General features: G+C 67.6%; 16 protein-coding genes and 2 rRNA genes. 11 read left to right on the top strand and 7 right to left on the bottom strand.

Features of this window, described 5'->3' with window-relative positions; all coding sequences use genetic code 11:
* Together QLQ83_RS04870 and rrf are read left to right on the top strand one after the other, a co-directional pair.
* Window positions 1-1,720 (top strand): 23S ribosomal RNA (locus QLQ83_RS04870); the annotation flags it as partial.
* Between the two features lie 82 nt (window positions 1,721-1,802).
* Window positions 1,803-1,918, top strand: a 5S ribosomal RNA gene (gene rrf / locus QLQ83_RS04865).
* Window positions 1,919-2,103: 185 nt separating this feature from the next.
* Here the strand turns inward: rrf and gloA2 are convergent.
* Both gloA2 and hisC read right to left on the bottom strand, forming a co-directional pair.
* On the bottom strand, window positions 2,104-2,487 hold the full coding sequence (gene gloA2, locus QLQ83_RS04860) for an SMU1112c/YaeR family gloxylase I-like metalloprotein (RefSeq protein ID WP_411971115.1): 384 nt from the start codon (window positions 2,485-2,487) through the stop codon (window positions 2,104-2,106).
* A 53-nt stretch (window positions 2,488-2,540) separates the two neighbouring features.
* Window positions 2,541-3,596, bottom strand: a complete 1,056-nt coding sequence (hisC, locus tag QLQ83_RS04855) for a histidinol-phosphate transaminase (RefSeq protein WP_282734421.1) — start codon at window positions 3,594-3,596, stop codon at window positions 2,541-2,543.
* Window positions 3,597-3,717: 121 nt separating this feature from the next.
* On the opposite strand from hisC, the gene QLQ83_RS04850 reads away from it, so the two are divergent.
* From QLQ83_RS04850 to mnmH, 5 genes are all read left to right on the top strand, one after another.
* Window positions 3,718-4,611 (top strand): AEC family transporter, encoded by an 894-nt coding sequence (locus QLQ83_RS04850; RefSeq protein WP_282734420.1) that lies wholly within the window; start codon window positions 3,718-3,720, stop codon window positions 4,609-4,611.
* A 100-nt stretch (window positions 4,612-4,711) separates the two neighbouring features.
* The gene (locus tag QLQ83_RS04845; RefSeq protein WP_282734419.1) at window positions 4,712-5,161 is read left to right on the top strand and encodes a copper resistance protein NlpE N-terminal domain-containing protein; all 450 of its coding nucleotides are present in this window, start codon (window positions 4,712-4,714) and stop codon (window positions 5,159-5,161) included.
* Between the two features lie 121 nt (window positions 5,162-5,282).
* On the top strand, window positions 5,283-6,662 hold the full coding sequence (radA, locus tag QLQ83_RS04840) for a DNA repair protein RadA (protein ID WP_282734418.1): 1,380 nt from the start codon (window positions 5,283-5,285) through the stop codon (window positions 6,660-6,662).
* A 50-nt stretch (window positions 6,663-6,712) separates the two neighbouring features.
* The gene (gene selD, locus QLQ83_RS04835) at window positions 6,713-7,750 is read left to right on the top strand and encodes a selenide, water dikinase SelD (protein ID WP_282734417.1); all 1,038 of its coding nucleotides are present in this window, start codon (window positions 6,713-6,715) and stop codon (window positions 7,748-7,750) included.
* A complete protein-coding gene (mnmH, locus tag QLQ83_RS04830; protein ID WP_282734416.1) occupies window positions 7,747-8,868 on the top strand; it encodes a tRNA 2-selenouridine(34) synthase MnmH in 1,122 nt (373 codons plus the stop codon). Before selD ends, mnmH begins: the two co-directional genes overlap by 4 nt.
* A 4-nt stretch (window positions 8,869-8,872) precedes the next feature.
* Here the strand turns inward: mnmH and QLQ83_RS04825 are convergent, their stop codons facing one another.
* Window positions 8,873-9,571, bottom strand: a complete 699-nt coding sequence (locus tag QLQ83_RS04825; RefSeq protein ID WP_282734415.1) for a type 1 glutamine amidotransferase — start codon at window positions 9,569-9,571, stop codon at window positions 8,873-8,875.
* Between the two features lie 56 nt (window positions 9,572-9,627).
* Here QLQ83_RS04825 and QLQ83_RS04820 point away from each other — a divergent pair, with 56 nt between their 5' ends.
* Complete coding sequence (locus QLQ83_RS04820; protein ID WP_282734414.1) at window positions 9,628-9,921, top strand: MGMT family protein; 294 nt, start codon at window positions 9,628-9,630, stop codon at window positions 9,919-9,921.
* 172 nt (window positions 9,922-10,093) lie between these two features.
* Complete coding sequence (locus QLQ83_RS04815; protein ID WP_282734413.1) at window positions 10,094-10,678, top strand: YjaG family protein; 585 nt, start codon at window positions 10,094-10,096, stop codon at window positions 10,676-10,678.
* Between the two features lie 54 nt (window positions 10,679-10,732).
* Here the strand turns inward: QLQ83_RS04815 and hisF are convergent, their stop codons facing one another.
* From hisF to hisB, 4 genes are all read right to left on the bottom strand, one after another.
* Window positions 10,733-11,506: an imidazole glycerol phosphate synthase subunit HisF gene (gene hisF / locus QLQ83_RS04810; RefSeq protein WP_282734412.1), complete on the bottom strand. Its 774-nt coding sequence runs from the start codon at window positions 11,504-11,506 to the stop codon at window positions 10,733-10,735.
* A 3-nt stretch (window positions 11,507-11,509) separates the two neighbouring features.
* Complete coding sequence (gene hisA, locus QLQ83_RS04805; RefSeq protein ID WP_282734411.1) at window positions 11,510-12,256, bottom strand: 1-(5-phosphoribosyl)-5-[(5-phosphoribosylamino)methylideneamino]imidazole-4-carboxamide isomerase; 747 nt, start codon at window positions 12,254-12,256, stop codon at window positions 11,510-11,512.
* Window positions 12,257-12,334: 78 nt separating this feature from the next.
* Complete coding sequence (gene hisH, locus QLQ83_RS04800) at window positions 12,335-12,976, bottom strand: imidazole glycerol phosphate synthase subunit HisH (protein WP_282734410.1); 642 nt, start codon at window positions 12,974-12,976, stop codon at window positions 12,335-12,337.
* A gap of 31 nt (window positions 12,977-13,007) precedes the next feature.
* Window positions 13,008-13,601 (bottom strand): imidazoleglycerol-phosphate dehydratase HisB, encoded by a 594-nt coding sequence (gene hisB, locus QLQ83_RS04795; protein ID WP_282734409.1) that lies wholly within the window; start codon window positions 13,599-13,601, stop codon window positions 13,008-13,010.
* 193 nt (window positions 13,602-13,794) lie between these two features.
* Here hisB and QLQ83_RS04790 point away from each other — a divergent pair, with 193 nt between their 5' ends.
* Both QLQ83_RS04790 and QLQ83_RS04785 read left to right on the top strand, forming a co-directional pair.
* Window positions 13,795-14,247, top strand: coding sequence for an acetyl-CoA sensor PanZ family protein (locus QLQ83_RS04790; protein ID WP_282734408.1), 453 nt, complete (start codon window positions 13,795-13,797; stop codon window positions 14,245-14,247).
* Window positions 14,244-16,589, top strand: coding sequence for an AsmA family protein (locus QLQ83_RS04785; protein ID WP_282734407.1), 2,346 nt, complete (start codon window positions 14,244-14,246; stop codon window positions 16,587-16,589). Before QLQ83_RS04790 ends, QLQ83_RS04785 begins: the two co-directional genes overlap by 4 nt.
* Window positions 16,590-16,642: the final 53 nt, after the last annotated feature.

Raw genomic sequence — 16,642 nt, 5'->3', positions numbered from 1 at the left:
GCGGTAGAGGAGCGTCGTGTAAGCCGATGAAGGTGGATCGAGAGGTCTGCTGGAGGTATCACGAGTGCGAATGCTGACATGAGTAACGACAAGGGGAGTGAAAAACTCCCCCGCCGGAAGACCAAGGGTTTCTGTTCGACGCTAATCGGAGCAGAGTGAGTCGGCCCCTAAGGCGAGGCCGAAAGGCGTAGTCGATGGGAAACGGGTCAATATTCCCGTACCTCACTGTATTGCGATGGGGGGACGAAGAAGGCTAGGTGAGCCAGGCGTTGGTTGTCCTGGTGAAAGTCAGTAGGCTGGGGGATCAGGCAAATCCGGTTCCCCAAGGCCGAGAGACGAGACGAACAGACCACGGTCTGGAAGTCATCGATGCCACGCTTCCAGGAAAAGCCTCTAAGCTTCAGATACAGTGGGACCGTACCCCAAACCGACACAGGTGGTCAGGTAGAGAATACCCAGGCGCTTGAGAGAACTCGGGTGAAGGAACTAGGCAAAATGGTGCCGTAACTTCGGGAGAAGGCACGCCGGCATAGGGTGACGGGACTTGCTCCCCGAGCCTGAACCGGTCGAAGATACCAGGTGGCTGCAACTGTTTATTAAAAACACAGCACTCTGCAAACGCGCAAGCGGACGTATAGGGTGTGACGCCTGCCCGGTGCCGGAAGGTTAAGTGATGGTGTTAGCTCACGCGAAGCTCCTGATCGAAGCCCCGGTAAACGGCGGCCGTAACTATAACGGTCCTAAGGTAGCGAAATTCCTTGTCGGGTAAGTTCCGACCTGCACGAATGGCGTAATGATGGCCACGCTGTCTCCACCCGAGACTCAGTGAAATTGAAATCGCAGTGAAGATGCTGTGTACCCGCGGCTAGACGGAAAGACCCCGTGAACCTTTACTATAGCTTCACACTGGACGCTGATGTTGCTTGTGTAGGATAGCTGGGAGGCTTGGAAACCCGGACGCCAGTTCGGGTGGAGCCAACCTTGAAATACCAGCCTGGCATCATTGGCGTTCTAACTCAGGTCCGTGATCCGGATCGAGGACCGTGTGTGGTGGGTAGTTTGACTGGGGCGGTCTCCTCCCAAAGCGTAACGGAGGAGCACGAAGGTACCCTCAGCACGGTTGGAAATCGTGCATTGAGTGCAAGAGCATAAGGGTGCTTAACTGCGAGACAGACACGTCGAGCAGGTACGAAAGTAGGTTCTAGTGATCCGGTGGTTCTGTATGGAAGGGCCATCGCTCAACGGATAAAAGGTACTCCGGGGATAACAGGCTGATACCGCCCAAGAGTTCACATCGACGGCGGTGTTTGGCACCTCGATGTCGGCTCATCACATCCTGGGGCTGAAGTCGGTCCCAAGGGTATGGCTGTTCGCCATTTAAAGTGGTACGCGAGCTGGGTTTAGAACGTCGTGAGACAGTTCGGTCCCTATCTGCCGTGGGCGTTGGATGTTTGAGAAGTGCTGCTCCTAGTACGAGAGGACCGGAGTGGACGCACCTCTGGTGTTCCGGTTGTCACGCCAGTGGCATTGCCGGGTAGCTATGTGCGGACGGGATAACCGCTGAAAGCATCTAAGCGGGAAGCCCCCTTCAAGATGAGACATCCCCGAGGCCTCGAGCCTCCTGAAGGGCCCAGCGAGACCAGCTGGTTGATAGGCCGGGTGTGGAAGCGCTGCAAGGCGTTGAGCTAACCGGTACTAATGGCCCGTGAGGCTTGACCATATAACACCCAAGCGGTCTGCCGATGGCGACCGACAGCCGGATACGACGAGACGTTCTCGCCAGCATGATTCACCGTTTTTCGCCTGACGACCATAGCGTGCGGGAACCACCTGATCCCATGCCGAACTCAGCAGTGAAACCGCTCAGCGCCGATGGTAGTGTGGGGCCTCCCCATGCGAGAGTAGGACATCGTCAGGCACTTATTCAGAAACCCCGGCCATTGGTCGGGGTTTCGTCGTTTCGGGGGCCTCCCCATGAAGAGTCCCGGAGTGCCGGCCAAGTCATCGTCAGGCACCTATCCCGAGAAAACCCCGTGTTCGAAAGAGCACGGGGTTTTTTCATTTCAGGAACCCCGGCTACTGACGACGCTGGGGTTTCCTCGTTTAGGGCCGCCGTTCCTGCGTTGGCACTTCGTACAGCTCGATCGGGGTGCCATCGGGGTCGGCCAGGAAGGTGAAGCGTGCGCCCGTGATCTCGTCGACCCGAATGGGTTCCGGCTGCGCACCACGGGCCCTCAGCAGGTCGATGCAGGCCTCGAGGTCCAAAGTGGCCAGGGCGAGATGACGAAGCCCGCAGGCTTCGGGGTAGCTGGGGCGTGGCGGCGGCGAAGGGAAGGAGAACAGCTCGAGCTGGATACCTCCCGGGAGTTGCAGGTCCAGCTTGTGGCTGTCACGCTCGGCTCGCCAGGTCTCGTGGATGATCTCGGCATCCATCACCTCGAGATAGAAGCGCCGGGCACGGGCGTAGTCGGCAGTGATCAGTGCCACGTGATGGACCCTGACGAGGGGCAGTCGAGGGCGTTCCTTGACCATGGGCGGCCCTAGCGGCAAAGGCTCTCGAGCGCCTCGACGAGGCTGTCCATCTCGTCATCGGTGCCGATGGAGATCCGCAGGTGGTCACGCAGCACCTCGGTGTTGAAGTGGCGCACCAGCACGCCGCGCTCGCGCAGGCCCACGAAGAGCTGGGCGGCATCGAGCTCCGGGTGGCTGACCAGCACGAAGTTGGCCTGCGAGGGCAACACCTGGAAGCCCAGGCTCTCGAGTCGCACCCGGGTGCGTTCGCGGGTGGTGATCACCGCCTCGCGACAGGCCTCGAAGTGCTCGTGGTCCGCCAGGGAGGCGATGCCCAGTGCACTGGCCAGGCTGTCGACGGGGTAGGAGTTGAAGGAGTCCTTGACCCGCTCCAGCCCCTCGATCAGCTCGCGGGAGCCTACGGCATAGCCGAGCCGCAGCCCGGCCAGACTGCGCGACTTCGAGAAGGTCCCGGTGACCAGCAAATTGGGAAAGCGCTCGACCAGCGGCACGGCACTCTCGCCACCGAAGTCCACGTAGGCCTCGTCGACCAGCACCACCGCCTCGGAAACCCGCTCGAGCAGTCCGGCGATGGCCTCGCGTCCGTGGCCATGGCCGGTGGGGGCGTTGGGGTTGGCGAAGATCACCCCGCCGGCATCCTGGCCGAAGGCATCAAGGTCGACGCGCCATTCGGTGTCGAGCGGGTGGGTGCGGCGCTCGACACCATAGAGGCGGCAGTAGACCGGATAGAAGCTGTAGGAGATGGTCGGCATCTCCAGCGGCCGCGCCTGGCGAAAGAAGGCCTGGAAGGCCAGGGCGAGCACCTCGTCGGAGCCGTTGCCGACGAACACCTGCTCTGTCGCTACCCCGAGCTCCGCCGCCAGGGCCTCGCGCAGGGCGCGGGACTCCGGGTCCGGATAGCGCCGCAGGTGGTCGGCGGGGAAGTCGCGCAGGGCGGCCTCGACCCCCGGGGCCGGCGGATAGGGATTCTCGTTGGTGTTCAGCTTGATCAGACGCTCGCGGGGCTGTTCGCCCGGGACATAGGGCGTCAGCTCGCGAACGGCGGGGCTCCAGAACTTGCTCATGGTCACTCGCTCGAGGGGTTGGACTTTGGTCATGGTGACCCGAGCGGCGTGACCGCGCAAGCCACGGCCATGCTAGTCTCGGGGGCCGCCATCGATCATTCGCTGCCTATGGACCCGTGTAATGACCGCCCAGATCCTCGCCACCCTGCTGCCCGTCTTCCTGATCGCCGGCTGCGGGGCCCTCTACGGCCGCTTTCGCACGCCGGATATTCGCGGCCTGAACACCCTGAACATGGAGCTCTTCGTGCCCATGCTGGTGTTCGCCGTGCTCGCCGACCGCCAGGCACCCCTGGCGGACTATGCGAGCCTGGCCCTGGCCGGGGCCGTGGTGGTGCTGGGATCGGGGCTTGTGCTCTGGCCGGTGGCGAAGTGGCTGAAGCTCGAGACCAAGACCTTCCTGCCGCCGATGATGTTCAACAACTCCGGCAACATGGGGATCCCCTTGCTCGTGCTGGCCTTCGGCGAGAAGGCCCTGCCGGCGGCGGTGGTGCTGTTCATCATCGAGATGCTGCTGCACTTCTCGGTGGGGCTCTACATGCTCAGCCCGCATACTCCCCTGTGGCGGCTCCTGCGCATGCCCATCGTGCTGGCGAGCCTGGCGGGCCTCGCGGTCAACCTGGGCGGTGTGCCGCTGCCGGGCTGGTTTCTGGAGGCGCTGCACATGCTGGGCGGGGTCTGCATTCCGCTGATGCTCTTCGCCCTGGGCGTGCGGATGCTGGACATCGACTTCGGCGACTGGAAGACGGGCTTGCTCGGGGCGGTGCTCTGTCCGCTCTCGGGGCTGGTGCTGGCCGTGCCGCTGATCTGGTGGCTCGACCTGTCGGGCCTCCAGGCGGCGGCCCTATGGGTGTTTGCCGCCCTGCCGCCGGCCGTGTTGAACTATCTGGTAGCCGAGCAGTATCGCCAGGAGCCCCACAAGGTGGCCTCGCTGGTGCTGATCGGCAACCTGGGCAGCCTGGTGGTCATGCCGCTGGTGCTGGCACTTATCTTCACCCATGTCTATCCGCTGGCTTGACGCATGGCGGGAAGGCTGTCCGCTGAGGGCACGAGAGGTTATGCTGTCACTCAGGCTGCCGTGCATCACGGCGTCATGCCCATTGGTTAGGAGGACACAAATGCAAATCAGGACCTTGCTGGCCGGCACTGCCCTGGCCGCCCTGTTGGCCGGCTGCGCCGCCGGACCCACCGACCAGGCCGCCGCCCCCGAGATGGAAGCGACTACGGCGACCTACCAGGGAACCCTGCCGTGTCGCAACTGCGACGGCATCGACCTGAACGTGACCCTGAACGGCGAGGAGCAGGATGCGGCCGATGAGCGCACCTTCGACCTCGAGGCCTCCTATCGGGAGCACCCGCAGGACCCGCCGGACGAGAACTACGCGGGTAACTGGGAGGTCCTCGAGGGAACCGAGCAGGATCCCACCGCCACCGTCTACGAGCTGACCCCCGATGGCGAAGGGCAGACCTACTACTTCCTGCGCGTCGATGAGCGGACCCTCGAGCTGATCGATCCTAACCTGCGGCGCTTCCAGAACAGCGAGATGCTGCAGCTCAAGCGCCTGTAAACGTCTGAATGCGCAGTAGCGGGGCGGCCCTCAGGGTCGCCCCTTGTCGTTGCGGGCATGCCATCGGCACGAGGCCCGTGGCGGATGGAAAGATGGCCCTGACCGTGGGAGAGAGCACCGCATGGCCAAAGCGAAGAGCGCCTTCGTCTGCACCGAGTGTGGTGCCGAGTACCGCAAGTGGCAGGGGCAGTGCAGCAGCTGTCAGGAGTGGAACACCCTGAGCGAGGTTCGTCTCTCGGCGGCGCGGCCCGGTGCCGCCACGGGCGCCTCCGCGACCGCGCGCGGCGGCTATGCCGGCGGCCTGTCCCGCGAGTTGGTCGACCTGGCCAGCGTCGACCTCAGCGAGGTACCCAGGCTCTCCTCCACCTTCGCGGAGTTCGACCGGGTGCTGGGCGGAGGCCTGGTGCCGGGGTCGGCGGTGCTGCTCGGGGGACATCCCGGGGCCGGCAAGTCGACCCTGCTGCTGCAGACCGCCTGCAAGCTGGCCCAGTCCCGCCAGGTGGTCTACGTCACCGGCGAGGAGTCGCTCTCCCAGGTGGCGATGCGCGCCCATCGCCTGCAGCTGCCGGTGCAGGGCCTGAAGATGCTGGCCGAGACCAGCATCGAGACCATCCTCGCCGTGGCCGAGCGCGAGCGCCCCGAGATCCTGATCATCGACTCCATCCAGACCATGCACCTGGAGGACATCGCCTCGGCGCCCGGCGGTGTGGCCCAGGTGCGTGAGTCCGCTGCGGCCCTGACCCGCTTCGCCAAGCAGAGCAATACCGTGCTGATGCTGGTGGGGCACGTCACCAAGGACGGCAGCCTGGCGGGCCCCAAGGTGCTGGAGCACATGATCGATGCCTCGCTGCTGCTCGAGGGCGGGGCGGACTCCCGCTTTCGCACACTCCGTGGCCAGAAGAACCGTTTCGGCGCGGTCAACGAGCTCGGGGTGTTCGCCATGCTCGAGCACGGCCTCAAGGAGGTGAAGAATCCCAGCGCCATCTTCCTCTCGCGCAACGAGGAGCAGAGTGCCGGCAGCCTGGTGATGGTGGTCTGGGAGGGCACTCGGCCGATCCTCGTGGAAGTCCAGGCGCTGCTCGACGAGTCGGCGCTGGGCAACCCGCGCCGCGTCGCCGTGGGCCTCGATCAGAATCGCCTGGCCATGCTGCTGGCGGTGCTGCATCGCCATGGCGGGCTGTTCACCGGGGACCAGGACGTCTTCCTCAACGTGGTCGGCGGGGTCAAGGTGCTGGAGACCAGCGCCGACCTCGCGGTGCTGCTGGCGGCGGTCTCCAGCCTGCAGAACCGGCCGCTCCCCCGGGAGCTGGTGGTGTTCGGCGAGGTGGGGCTCTCCGGCGAGATCCGCCCGGTACCCAGTGGCCAGGAGCGCATCGTCGAGGCGGCCAAGCACGGCTTCAAGCGGGCCATCGTGCCCCGCGGCAATGCCCCCAAGCGCTCGCCCGAGGGCATGGAGGTGGTTGCCGTGGACAAGCTCGCCGAGGCCCTTGACGCCCTCTAGGCCCCCCACTCTGATGTAGAATGCGGGTAGTGAATGCCAAGGAGAACGAGATGAGCGCCATCCGCCTGACCCAGTACAGCCACGGCGCCGGCTGCGGCTGCAAGATCGCCCCCGACGTGCTTGACGGTATCCTCGCCAAGGCCGGCCCGGGGGCCAGCCACTCGCGGCTGATCGTCGGCAACCAGGGGCGCGAGGACGCCGCCGTCTATGACCTGGGCGACGGTCGCGGCATGATCGCCACCACCGACTTCTTCATGCCGATCGTCGATGACCCCTTCGACTTCGGCCGTATCGCGGCGATCAATGCCATCAGCGACGTCTATGCCATGGGCGGCAAGCCGGTGCTGGCGCTGGGCATCCTCGGCTGGCCGCTGGACAAGCTCGGCGCCGACGTCGCCGGCGACGTGGTGTCCGGTGCCCAGGCGGTGTGTCGCGAGCTCGGCCTGGCGCTTGCCGGGGGCCACTCCATCGACGCCCCGGAGCCGATCTTCGGCCTGGCGGTCAACGGCCTCGTCGACCTCGAACATCTAAAGCTCAACAAGGGCGCGAAGCCCGGCGACCTGCTGTTCCTCACCAAGCCGCTGGGGGTGGGCCTGCTGACCACGGCCGAGAAGCAGGGGCTGATCGAGCCCGGCCACCAAGGCCTGGCGCGGGAGACCATGCTCAAGTCCAATGCCATCGGCATGGAGCTTGCGAAGGTCAAGGGTGTGCATGCCATGACCGACGTCACCGGCTTCGGCCTCGCCGGACACCTCGCCGAGATCTGCACGGCCAGTGGCGTGGCCGCCCGGGTCAACTTCCGCCGCCTGCCGCGGCTGGCCGAGGCCGAGGCCTACCGCCGTCAGGGCGCGGTGCCCGGCGGCACCAAGCGCAACCGCGAGGCGCTGGGCGCGAGTCTGCCGCAGATGGACGAGGCCCACTGGCAGTGGCTCTGCGACCCGCAGACCTCCGGTGGCCTGCTGCTCTCGGTGCACCCCTCCTGGGAGGACGATGTGGAACGCATCGGCCGCCAGCACGGCATCGAGCTTGTGCCCTTCGGCGAGGTCGTCAAGGCCGGCGGGCAAGCGTTGATCGAGGTGCGTGGATGAGCCTGCCGCTGGTCGAGCCCGACCTCGCACTGCTGCGAGAAGGGCGCGTGCTGATCGATGTCCGCGCGCCGGTGGAGTTCGCCCAGGGTGCCCTGCCAGGGGCAGTCAACCTGCCGCTGATGGACGACGAGGAGCGCCACCTCGTGGGGATCGCCTACAAGGCGCATGGCCAGGACGCCGCCATCGCCCTGGGGGAGCGGCTGGTCAGCGGCGGCCTCAAGGCGGCGCGGGTCGCCGCCTGGCAGCGGCTTCTCGCCGCCCATCCCGATGCCATCATCTACTGCTTCCGTGGCGGGCTGCGCTCCCAGGTCGCCCAGCAGTGGCTGGCGGATGTCGGCACCCTGCGCCCGCGCATCCGCGGCGGCTGGAAGGCGATGCGCCAGGCCCTCTGCGCACGCATCGACGGTGCGGCCGAACAGCCGCTGCTGGTGGTGGGCGGCCTCACCGGCTGTGCCAAGACGCCGCTGATCCTGGCTCTCGACAATGGGCTCGACCTGGAGGGCTGTGCTCGCCACAAGGGCTCGGCCTTCGGGCGCCACCCGCTGCCGGCGCCCAGCCAGATCGACTTCGAGCATGCCATGGGGCGGCGCCTGCTGGACCTGCCCGGGCCGGTGGTGGTGGAGGACGAATCCCGGCGCATCGGGGCGGCCAATATCCCGCTGCGCTTCTGGGAAGGCATGGTGTCGGCACCGCGCATCCGCATCGAGATGCCGCTGGACTGGCGGCTGGCGCAGATCCGCAAGGACTACATCGATGACCTCTGGGAAGTCCATCGCCGGCAGTTCGGCGACTGGCTGGGCTGGGCGCTGATGCGCAAGCAGCTCGCCGCCGCCCTGGGCAGGTTGCGCAAGCGCCTGGGCAGCGAACGACTGGCACGCCTGCAGCGGCTACAGGCGCTCGCCTTCCGCGAGCATGAACGGGGCAACCGCCAGGCCCATGAGGCGTGGCTGGCCCCGCTGCTGACCGAATACTACGACCCGCTCTATCGCCACCAGCTGGAGAAGCACCCCGAGCGCCACTTCCTCCACGTCGGCGACTGGGAGAGTTGCCTGCAGGTCGCCAGGGAGTGGTCCGCCGAGGCGCGCCGGGACGGCCGGCCGCAGCCCCAGTCGGCCTGAGCCCTCATGCCGCGGCCGTGCTGCCCAGCCACTGGCTGAGCAGGCGGTCGAGCAGCGGGGCCAGCCGGTCGAAGCGCCTTGGGTCGTCGAGCATTGCCGCCCGGTCCTGGGCATGGAGGCTGGTCTCGCTGCCCTCGGGCGGCGCCTGATGGTCGAGCAGGGCGGTGACGCTGGCGGCGGTGGCCTCCAGATGGCAGAGCAGGGCCACCACCCGGCCGTCGTCCCAGGTGAAGCCCTGCAGCGAACTGGCCTCGCTGCGGCCCAGCGCCAGGGCATAGTCGGGCAGCGCGAAGACCTCGCGGTGCCACATGAAGGCCTCGAAGGTGTCAGGCAGGTCGACGGGGCTCAGCGGGGCGAGGTCCACCCGGTGCCAGCCGGTCTCGGCCACGGTGCCGCGGGCCACCACCGCCCCCAGCGCCTCGGCGATCAGCCGGGCGCCGAAGCCGATCCCCAGCAGCGGCTTGTTGGCGTCCAGCGCCTGGTGGATCAGCTTGCGCTCGCCTCTGAGCCAGGGGCACTGGCCATCCTCGAGGCTGCCCTCCGGGCCGTCGAGCACGATCAGCGCATCGCCGTCGGCCAGCCGCGGCGGCAGCTCCCCCGCATCGAGGTGGAAGACGGTATGGCTGTGGCCCATGCTGGCAAGCCAGTCGGCGATGCGGGCCGGTCCCTGGTGGGGGCTGTGCTGGAGAAGGTGAACGTGCATGCGGGCCTCGCCTTGATGGAATACCGAGTGACGGACGGGACGGAGCGCAAGGGTACATGAAGCCGGAGCTGCGGGAACAGATACTGACCATCCTGGCCGAGATCCCGCCCGGCCGGGTGACCACCTACGGGCGCATCGCCGCGATGACCGAGGGCGCCACGCCGCGCCTGGTGGCACGGGCCCTGCGTGAGCTGCCCACCGGCCACGGCCTGCCCTGGTTCCGGGTCATCACCGCCTCCCGCAAGCTGGCCGATCACGGCGGGGCCGATGAGCAGCGCAAGCGGCTGGTCGCCGAGGGCGTGCTGTTCGATCCCCGTGGGCGTGCCCCGGCGGAGCTTCTATGGCCTTGATCTGCGAAACGTCAGCGGGGCTGATTCGGCGACAGGCCTATGGGGAGGCGCTGTGAACCCATCCCTGGGCGCTACCGACGCCTTCCCTTGCGTAGGACCTCCCCTCCGGCCTGCCCCCGACGCCCCTTGCCATCCATCGAGAACTCGGACAACAGGATCCCAAGGAGACTCCATGAGCGGCTTCTTCCAACGCCTGCAGCAGCTCGACCCGCGACGCCAGCAGGCCTTCATGGCGGCGCTCTGCGAGCGACTGCTGCCCAACTACCGCCTCTACGCCGAAACCACCGGCCAAGGCGACCCGCATGGCATCAGGGTGATCCTGGACCTGGTCTGGGAGCGGCTGGCGGTGAAGGAGGCACGCATCGACTTCGACCGCCAGGCCGAGAAGCTCGCCGACCTGGAGCCCCCCGGCGAAGACGACAGCTTCGGTGCCCGTCGTGCCCTGGAGGCGGTGGTGGCCCTCTCGGCGCTGCTCGACACCCTGCGCGGCGAGGCCCCGGAGGCGGTGCTGGAGGTCAGCCGGGCGTCCCGCAGCGGGGTGCGAGCCTATATCGAGCTCACCGAGGGCGAGGAGGACGCCGCGCGGCTGGGCGAGCTGGTGCGCGGCCATCCGCTGATGGCGGACGAGAACGACTTCCAGGACGCGGTGCTCGAGGCCGTGGAGGCGGGAGAGCTGGATCGCGAGGCACTCAAGGCGCTGCGTCGGCTGGGGCGCAACGAGGGCGTCAGCAACCTGGGCCTCTCCGCCGAGGAGTAGACCCAGGCCGGCCAGAATGCAAGGGGCTCGCCAAATGGCGAGCCCGTCGTTTTCCTACAGCCGCATCTCGATCCCCCGCTCGGCCATGTAGCGCTTGGCCTCGGGAATGGTGTATTCGCCGAAGTGGAAGATGCTGGCCGCCAGCACCGCGTCGGCGCCGCCCTCGATGACGCCCTCGACCAGGTGGTCGAGGTTGCCGACCCCGCCGGAGGCGATCACCGGCACGCTCACCGCGTCTGCGATGGCGCGGGTCACCCCCAGGTCGAAGCCGACCTTGGTGCCGTCGCGATCCATGCTGGTCAGCAGCAGTTCTCCGGCGCCGTAGGCCACCATCTGCTTCGCCCACTCCACGGCATCCAGCCCGGTGGGGCGGCGTCCGCCATGGGTGAAGATCTCCCAGCGGTCCGGCTCGCCTTCCCCGGAGACCTTCTTGGCGTCGATGGCCACCACGATGCACTGGCTGCCGAAGCGCTCGGCGGCCTCGTGCACGAAGTCGGGATTGGTCACCGCGGCGGTGTTGATCGACACCTTGTCGGCGCCGGCGTTGAGCATGGTGCGGATGTCGTCGCAGGTGCGGATGCCACCGCCCACGGTCAGGGGGATGAACACCTCGCCCGCGATGCGCTCGACCATCTCCACCGTGGTGTCGCGGTCCTCGTGGCTCGCCGTGATGTCGAGGAAGGTGATCTCGTCGGCGCCCTGCTGGTTGTAGCGCTGGGCGATTTCCACCGGGTCACCGGCGTCGCGGATGCCGATGAAGTTGACGCCCTTGACCACGCGGCCGGCGTCCACGTCCAGGCACGGAATGATGCGCTTGGCGAGTCCCATGGATCAGCTCCCCTTGTGGCTGAGTTCGTCGCAGAGCCGTTGCGCCTCGGCCACGTCGAGGCTGCCCTCGTAGATGGCCCGCCCGGTGATGGCCCCCAGGATCCCCGGCTCGCCGGCCGCGATCAGGGCGCGCAGGTCATCGAGGTCGGTCACCCCGCCGGAGGCGATCACCGGCAGGCCCCCCTCGCGGGCAAGCTGAGCGGTGGCCTCGACGTTGACGCCGGACATCATGCCGTCGCGGGCGATGTCGGTGTAGACGATGCTGGAGACGCCGTCGTCGGCGAAGCGCTTGGCCAGGTCAGTGGCCTTCACCGTCGAGACCTCGGCCCAGCCGTCGGTGGCCACGAAGCCATCCCGGGCGTCCAGGCCGACGATCACGTGGCCGGGAAAGGCCTTGCACATCTCGCCGACGAAGGCCGGTTCCTTGACCGCCTTGGTGCCGATGATCACGTAGGAGACCCCCGCCTCGAGGTAGTGCTCGATGGTACGGGCGCTGCGGATGCCGCCGCCGATCTGGATGGGCAGGTCGGGCCAGGCGCGGGCGATGGCGGTGACCGCCTCGCCGTTGACCGGCGTGCCCTCGAAGGCGCCGTTCAGGTCGACCAGGTGGAGGCGCCGGACGCCGGCCTCGACCCAGCGGGCGGCCATGGCCACCGGGTCGTCGCCATAGGTGGTGGCATCGTCCATGCGGCCCTGCTTGAGGCGGACGCACTTGCCGTCCTTGAGGTCGATGGCGGGAATTACCAGCATGTCAGTGTCCTCGGTTGGCGCGGCCACGGGCGCCCTGAATGGTGGCGCGGCGGCCACTCCCGTGAAGTGTGTCGCCGCTCAGGGCGTCCATTGAACGAAGTTTTCCAGCAGCTTGAGGCCGGCCCGGGAGCTCTTCTCCGGGTGGAACTGCACGGCGAAGGTGGCATCGCGGCCGATGGCCACATGGGCATTCACGCGACCATACTCGGTGGTGCCGAATACCGTGGCGTCGTCGGTGGCGTCGACATAGTAGCTGTGCACGAAGTAGAAGTGCTCGTCCTGGTCGATGCCTGCCCACAGGGGGTGGTCATGGTGCTGGTGCACCAGGTTCCAGCCCATGTGGGGCACCTTGAGGCGATTGTTCCGGTCATCGCGCATGTCGGTCGGGAACTTCCTCACCTCGCCGCGCAGGAAACCCAGACAGCCGATGCCGCCGTTCTCCTCGCTATGATCGAGCAGCATCTGCTGGCCGACGCAGATGCCGAGCAGCGGCTTGGCCTGGCGGGCGAGCAGTTCCTCGACCAGGCCACGCAGTTCGGTCTTCTCGAGCTCGCCCATGCAGTCGCGGATGGCGCCCTGGCCGGGCAGCACCAGGCGGGTGGCGCCGCGGATGCGACGGGCATCCCGCGTCACGATCACGTTCTCGTGGGTGACGTGTTCCAGTGCCTTGGCGACGGAATGCAGGTTGCCCATCCCGTAGTCGATGACGGCAATGGTCATGGAGCGCTCCTCGTGTGATCGTTTGGCGGCCTCAGAGACTGCCCTTGGTGGACGGCATCTGGCCGGCCATGCGCGGGTCCGGTGCCACGGCCATGCGCAGCGCGCGGCCGAAGGCCTTGAAGATGGTTTCCGCCTGATGGTGGGCGTTGAAGCCCTTCAGGTTGTCGATGTGCAGGGTCACCCGGGCATGGTTGACGAAGCCCTGGAAGAACTCCCAGAACAGCTGGGTATCCAGGCGGCCGATGCTGGCGCGGGTGAACTCGACGTCCATGAAGAGTCCCGGGCGGCCGGAGAAGTCTACCACCACCCGCGACAGGGCCTCGTCCAGGGGGACGTAGGCATGGCCGTAGCGGTGGATGCCGCGCTTGTCGCCGATCGCCTGATGGAAGGCCTGGCCCAGGGTGATGCCGAGGTCCTCTACGGTATGGTGGTCATCGATGTGCAGGTCGCCCACCGCCTCGATGTCGAGGTCTATCAGGCCATGGCGGGCCACCTGGTCGAGCATGTGGTCGAGGAAGGGCACGCCGGTCTCGCAGGCCAGGCGCCCCTCGCCGTCGAGATTGATGGTCACCGTGATCTGGGTTTCCCGGGTGTTCCGGGTGACCGTGGCGATACGCTCGGACATGTCGGGTCTCCAGCGCCGGGGCGCGTGTCGAGAGGGGCCGGTGATGGCCACCGGCCGGCAAGGCGGAAGGGCGCCGGGTGCTGTGCCTGACGCCGCGAGCCTGCCATTATAGTGAATCGCCTGCCCCATCCGCTACAATGCGGGCCATTACAGTGGTGGCGACCCCGCCGCCCCGGCTCAAGGAGAATCACGCATGCCGGTGACCCTTCAACAGGTCGACCAGGCCGCCTGGGAAGCGGATGCCCAGATACGCCTCGACCTCGCGCGCATCTACGCCGACGCTCCCGCCGAGCGCCTGCCCTTGCCCGTGGACGACTTCATCCGAGACCATCTCGCGAGTGGCCACCTGTTCAGCTGCGCCCGCTTCAACGACCGGCTGCTGGGCGCTGTGGCGGTGAAGCCCGACCAGGACGCCTGGTGGCTGTCGAACCTCTGCGTGCGCAGGACGACCCGGCGGCGCGGCGTCGGCTCACGGCTGCTGGCGCTGGTCAGCGAGAGCGCCCATGCCGAGGGACGTCGCCTCTATGCCGACTCCACCCACCTCCCGGTGGCCGACCAGATGCTGCTTGCCCGGCTCGGCTACCGGCTCACCAAGGACGGCGACTACTTCGAGCTCGACCTGTCACCGCGGGGAGGCCAGCAATGAAGCGCCTGTTGCGGACCCTGCTTGCCGCCATCGGCGTGCTCGGCCTGGTGATGGTCGGCGCTGTGGTCTATGTCACCACCTTCTTCGACCCCAATGACCTCAAGCCGCGGCTGGTCGAGGTGGTGCGAGAACACAGCGGGCTGGAACTGACCCTGGATGGCTCCCTCTCCTGGTCCTTCTACCCCCGTCTGGGGGTGGGCGTGGAGAAGGCCGAGGCCCGCCTGCCGGATCAGGCGGTCGACTCGACGCCCTTCGCCGCCTTCTCCCACGCCGAGGTCAGCCTCGCCTTCACGCCGCTGCTGCGCGGGGAGATCGCCATCGACGGCCTGACCCTCGAGGGCCTCTATCTCGACCTTCGGCGCGACGCCCAGGGGGAGGGTAACTGGGAAGTGCTGCTCGAGCAGCTCAGAGAGAGCAGCGAGGAGGCCGAGGCCGCCCTGGCCCCGGCCAGCGCCGGGCCCGACCCCGACATCGACACCGGCCTTTCGGTGGCGCTCAACGTCGCCAGCGTGCAGGTCCGGGACGGTGAGGTGCGTTTCCGCGATGCCCTGGGCGATCGCGAACTGCTCTTCGAGAACGTCCAGGTCAGTGGCAGCAACGTCAATCCCGGGCGGGCCTTCCCGGTCGCGTCCTCCTTCCGGCTGACGGCCCACGAGGGCCTCGACTGGCGGGAGCAGGAGCGTGAGGCGCGTCTGGTCAGCGACGTCTCCCTGGAGGGCCGGGTGGCCCTGGGCCTGGCGGAGGGCCGGCACGTGCTGGAGGGGCTGAGCCTGGAGACGGTCAACCGTCTCGCCGGTCTCGACAGCGAACAGAAGGTCAACCTTCAGGGCGCCGAGCTGGTCGTGAACGTCGCCGACGGCAGCCTGCAGCTGGAGGAGGGGCAGCTCGACGCCAGCCTCAAACATCCGCGCCTGGGCGAGAAGGTGGCGCCGCTGTCGCTGGCGTTCTCCCTGGATGCCGACCTCGACGAGCAGAGCGCCCGCCTGCGCGACATGGCGCTCACCGGCCCCGACGGCCTGGAGCTCAACGGTAACCTCAACTTCAGCGACCTCGCCGAGGCACCGGCCTACACCGGCCAGCTGCGCCTGGCGCCGCTGTCGCTGCGTCCCTGGCTGGCGCGGCTCGACATGATGCCCGAGATGGCCAATGGCGAGGCGCTCTCCGACGTGGCGCTGACCAGCCCCGTCAGCGGCGACCTCGAACGCTTCGAGCTCGCCGGCCTGACCCTGGTGCTGGACGGCAGCACCTTCACCGGCCGCCTGGCGGGGCAGTACGATGGTGAACAACTCGCCGCCGACCTGCAGGGTGACCAGCTCGACGTGGACGGCTACCTGCCGCCCCCGGGAGTGGAGGACGACGGCGCCTCGTTGTGGCGCCTGCCGGGCGTCCGCCGGGCCCATGCCGCCGAGTCGGACGCCCTGATGCCGACGGGTTGGCTGGCCGCACTCACGCTCGATGCTCACCTGTCCCTGGGTGAGCTGCGTCTGGCGGGGCTGGACTTTCAGGACGTCGACCTGACCCTCGAGGGGCGTGACGGGCGCCATCGCCTGGTCGCCTTCGAGTCGCGCTTCCACGATGGCCGCCTGGCCGCCGACGGTGCCCTCGACATGCGCGAGACGCCGGCCCGCTGGCAGCTGGCGCCGAAGGTCGAGCGGGTGCGCCTGGAGTCGTTGCTCGAGGCCCTCGGCAACGAGCCCGCCCCCTTGAGCGGGCGCTTCAGCGGCGAGGGCGAGCTCGCCACCCGTGGCAACACCCTGGTGGAGCTCAGGCGCCATCTGGGCGGCAACCTCGCCACCCGCGTCGAGGAGGGCGCGATTCCCGGGGTCAACATCTCCCGGGAGCTGTGCACCACGGCCGCCGCCCTGGAGGGCGAGCAGCTCGACCGCGAATGGCGCGACGAGACCCGCTTCGAGCGCATCCGTGCCACCCTCAAGCTGGATGAAGGTACCGCCAGGAGCGACGATCTTCTGGTCACGCTGCCCGGCATGGAGGTGGGCGGCAAGGGCGAACTGGACCTGGTCAGCGAGCAGTTCGACCTGCGTGCCGCCGTACGGCTGGTCAATGCCGAGAACGCTCCCTGTGAGGTCAACCGGCGCCTGGAGCGGGTGCCGCTGCCGGTGCGCTGCGAGGGGCAGCTGGACGGTGACAGTGCCGAATGGTGCCGCGTCGACCGCCAGGCCTTCCAGGGCACCCTGGCCGAGCTGCTGCGGGACGAGGCCTCGCAGCGGGCCGGCGAGGAGGTCGAGAAGCGCCTCGAGGGCGCCGCCGAGAAGATCGACGAGCGCATCGGCGAGGAAGCCGGCAAGGAACTTCGCGACGCCCTGAAGGGTCTATTCAATTGAGCAACACGTACGACCAGTCCCTGCGCCGACTTCCCCAGTCGGCGCTTTTTTGC

Origin of the sequence: Halomonas rhizosphaerae (genome assembly GCF_030010555.1) — a bacterium.
In the GTDB taxonomy this organism is placed as follows: domain Bacteria; phylum Pseudomonadota; class Gammaproteobacteria; order Pseudomonadales; family Halomonadaceae; genus Halomonas; species Halomonas rhizosphaerae.
This window is presented reverse-complemented; position numbering and strand designations above follow the sequence as displayed.

What these genes read in the sequence shown, in the direction of transcription:
- selD (WP_282734417.1), top strand. Translation starts at nt 6,713, where the DNA reads ATGAGCGCCATCCGCCTGACCCAGTACAGCCACGGCGCCGGCTGCGGC.
- hisA (WP_282734411.1), bottom strand. Translation starts at nt 12,256, where the DNA reads ATGCTGGTAATTCCCGCCATCGACCTCAAGGACGGCAAGTGCGTCCGC.
- hisF (WP_282734412.1), bottom strand. Translation starts at nt 11,506, where the DNA reads ATGGGACTCGCCAAGCGCATCATTCCGTGCCTGGACGTGGACGCCGGC.
- QLQ83_RS04825 (WP_282734415.1), bottom strand. Translation starts at nt 9,571, where the DNA reads ATGCACGTTCACCTTCTCCAGCACAGCCCCCACCAGGGACCGGCCCGC.
- radA (WP_282734418.1), top strand. Translation starts at nt 5,283, where the DNA reads ATGGCCAAAGCGAAGAGCGCCTTCGTCTGCACCGAGTGTGGTGCCGAG.
- QLQ83_RS04845 (WP_282734419.1), top strand. Translation starts at nt 4,712, where the DNA reads ATGCAAATCAGGACCTTGCTGGCCGGCACTGCCCTGGCCGCCCTGTTG.
- QLQ83_RS04820 (WP_282734414.1), top strand. Translation starts at nt 9,628, where the DNA reads ATGAAGCCGGAGCTGCGGGAACAGATACTGACCATCCTGGCCGAGATC.
- QLQ83_RS04790 (WP_282734408.1), top strand. Translation starts at nt 13,795, where the DNA reads ATGCCGGTGACCCTTCAACAGGTCGACCAGGCCGCCTGGGAAGCGGAT.
- hisC (WP_282734421.1), bottom strand. Translation starts at nt 3,596, where the DNA reads ATGAGCAAGTTCTGGAGCCCCGCCGTTCGCGAGCTGACGCCCTATGTC.
- QLQ83_RS04815 (WP_282734413.1), top strand. Translation starts at nt 10,094, where the DNA reads ATGAGCGGCTTCTTCCAACGCCTGCAGCAGCTCGACCCGCGACGCCAG.
- hisB (WP_282734409.1), bottom strand. Translation starts at nt 13,601, where the DNA reads ATGTCCGAGCGTATCGCCACGGTCACCCGGAACACCCGGGAAACCCAG.
- QLQ83_RS04850 (WP_282734420.1), top strand. Translation starts at nt 3,718, where the DNA reads ATGACCGCCCAGATCCTCGCCACCCTGCTGCCCGTCTTCCTGATCGCC.
- hisH (WP_282734410.1), bottom strand. Translation starts at nt 12,976, where the DNA reads ATGACCATTGCCGTCATCGACTACGGGATGGGCAACCTGCATTCCGTC.
- mnmH (WP_282734416.1), top strand. Translation starts at nt 7,747, where the DNA reads ATGAGCCTGCCGCTGGTCGAGCCCGACCTCGCACTGCTGCGAGAAGGG.
- QLQ83_RS04785 (WP_282734407.1), top strand. Translation starts at nt 14,244, where the DNA reads ATGAAGCGCCTGTTGCGGACCCTGCTTGCCGCCATCGGCGTGCTCGGC.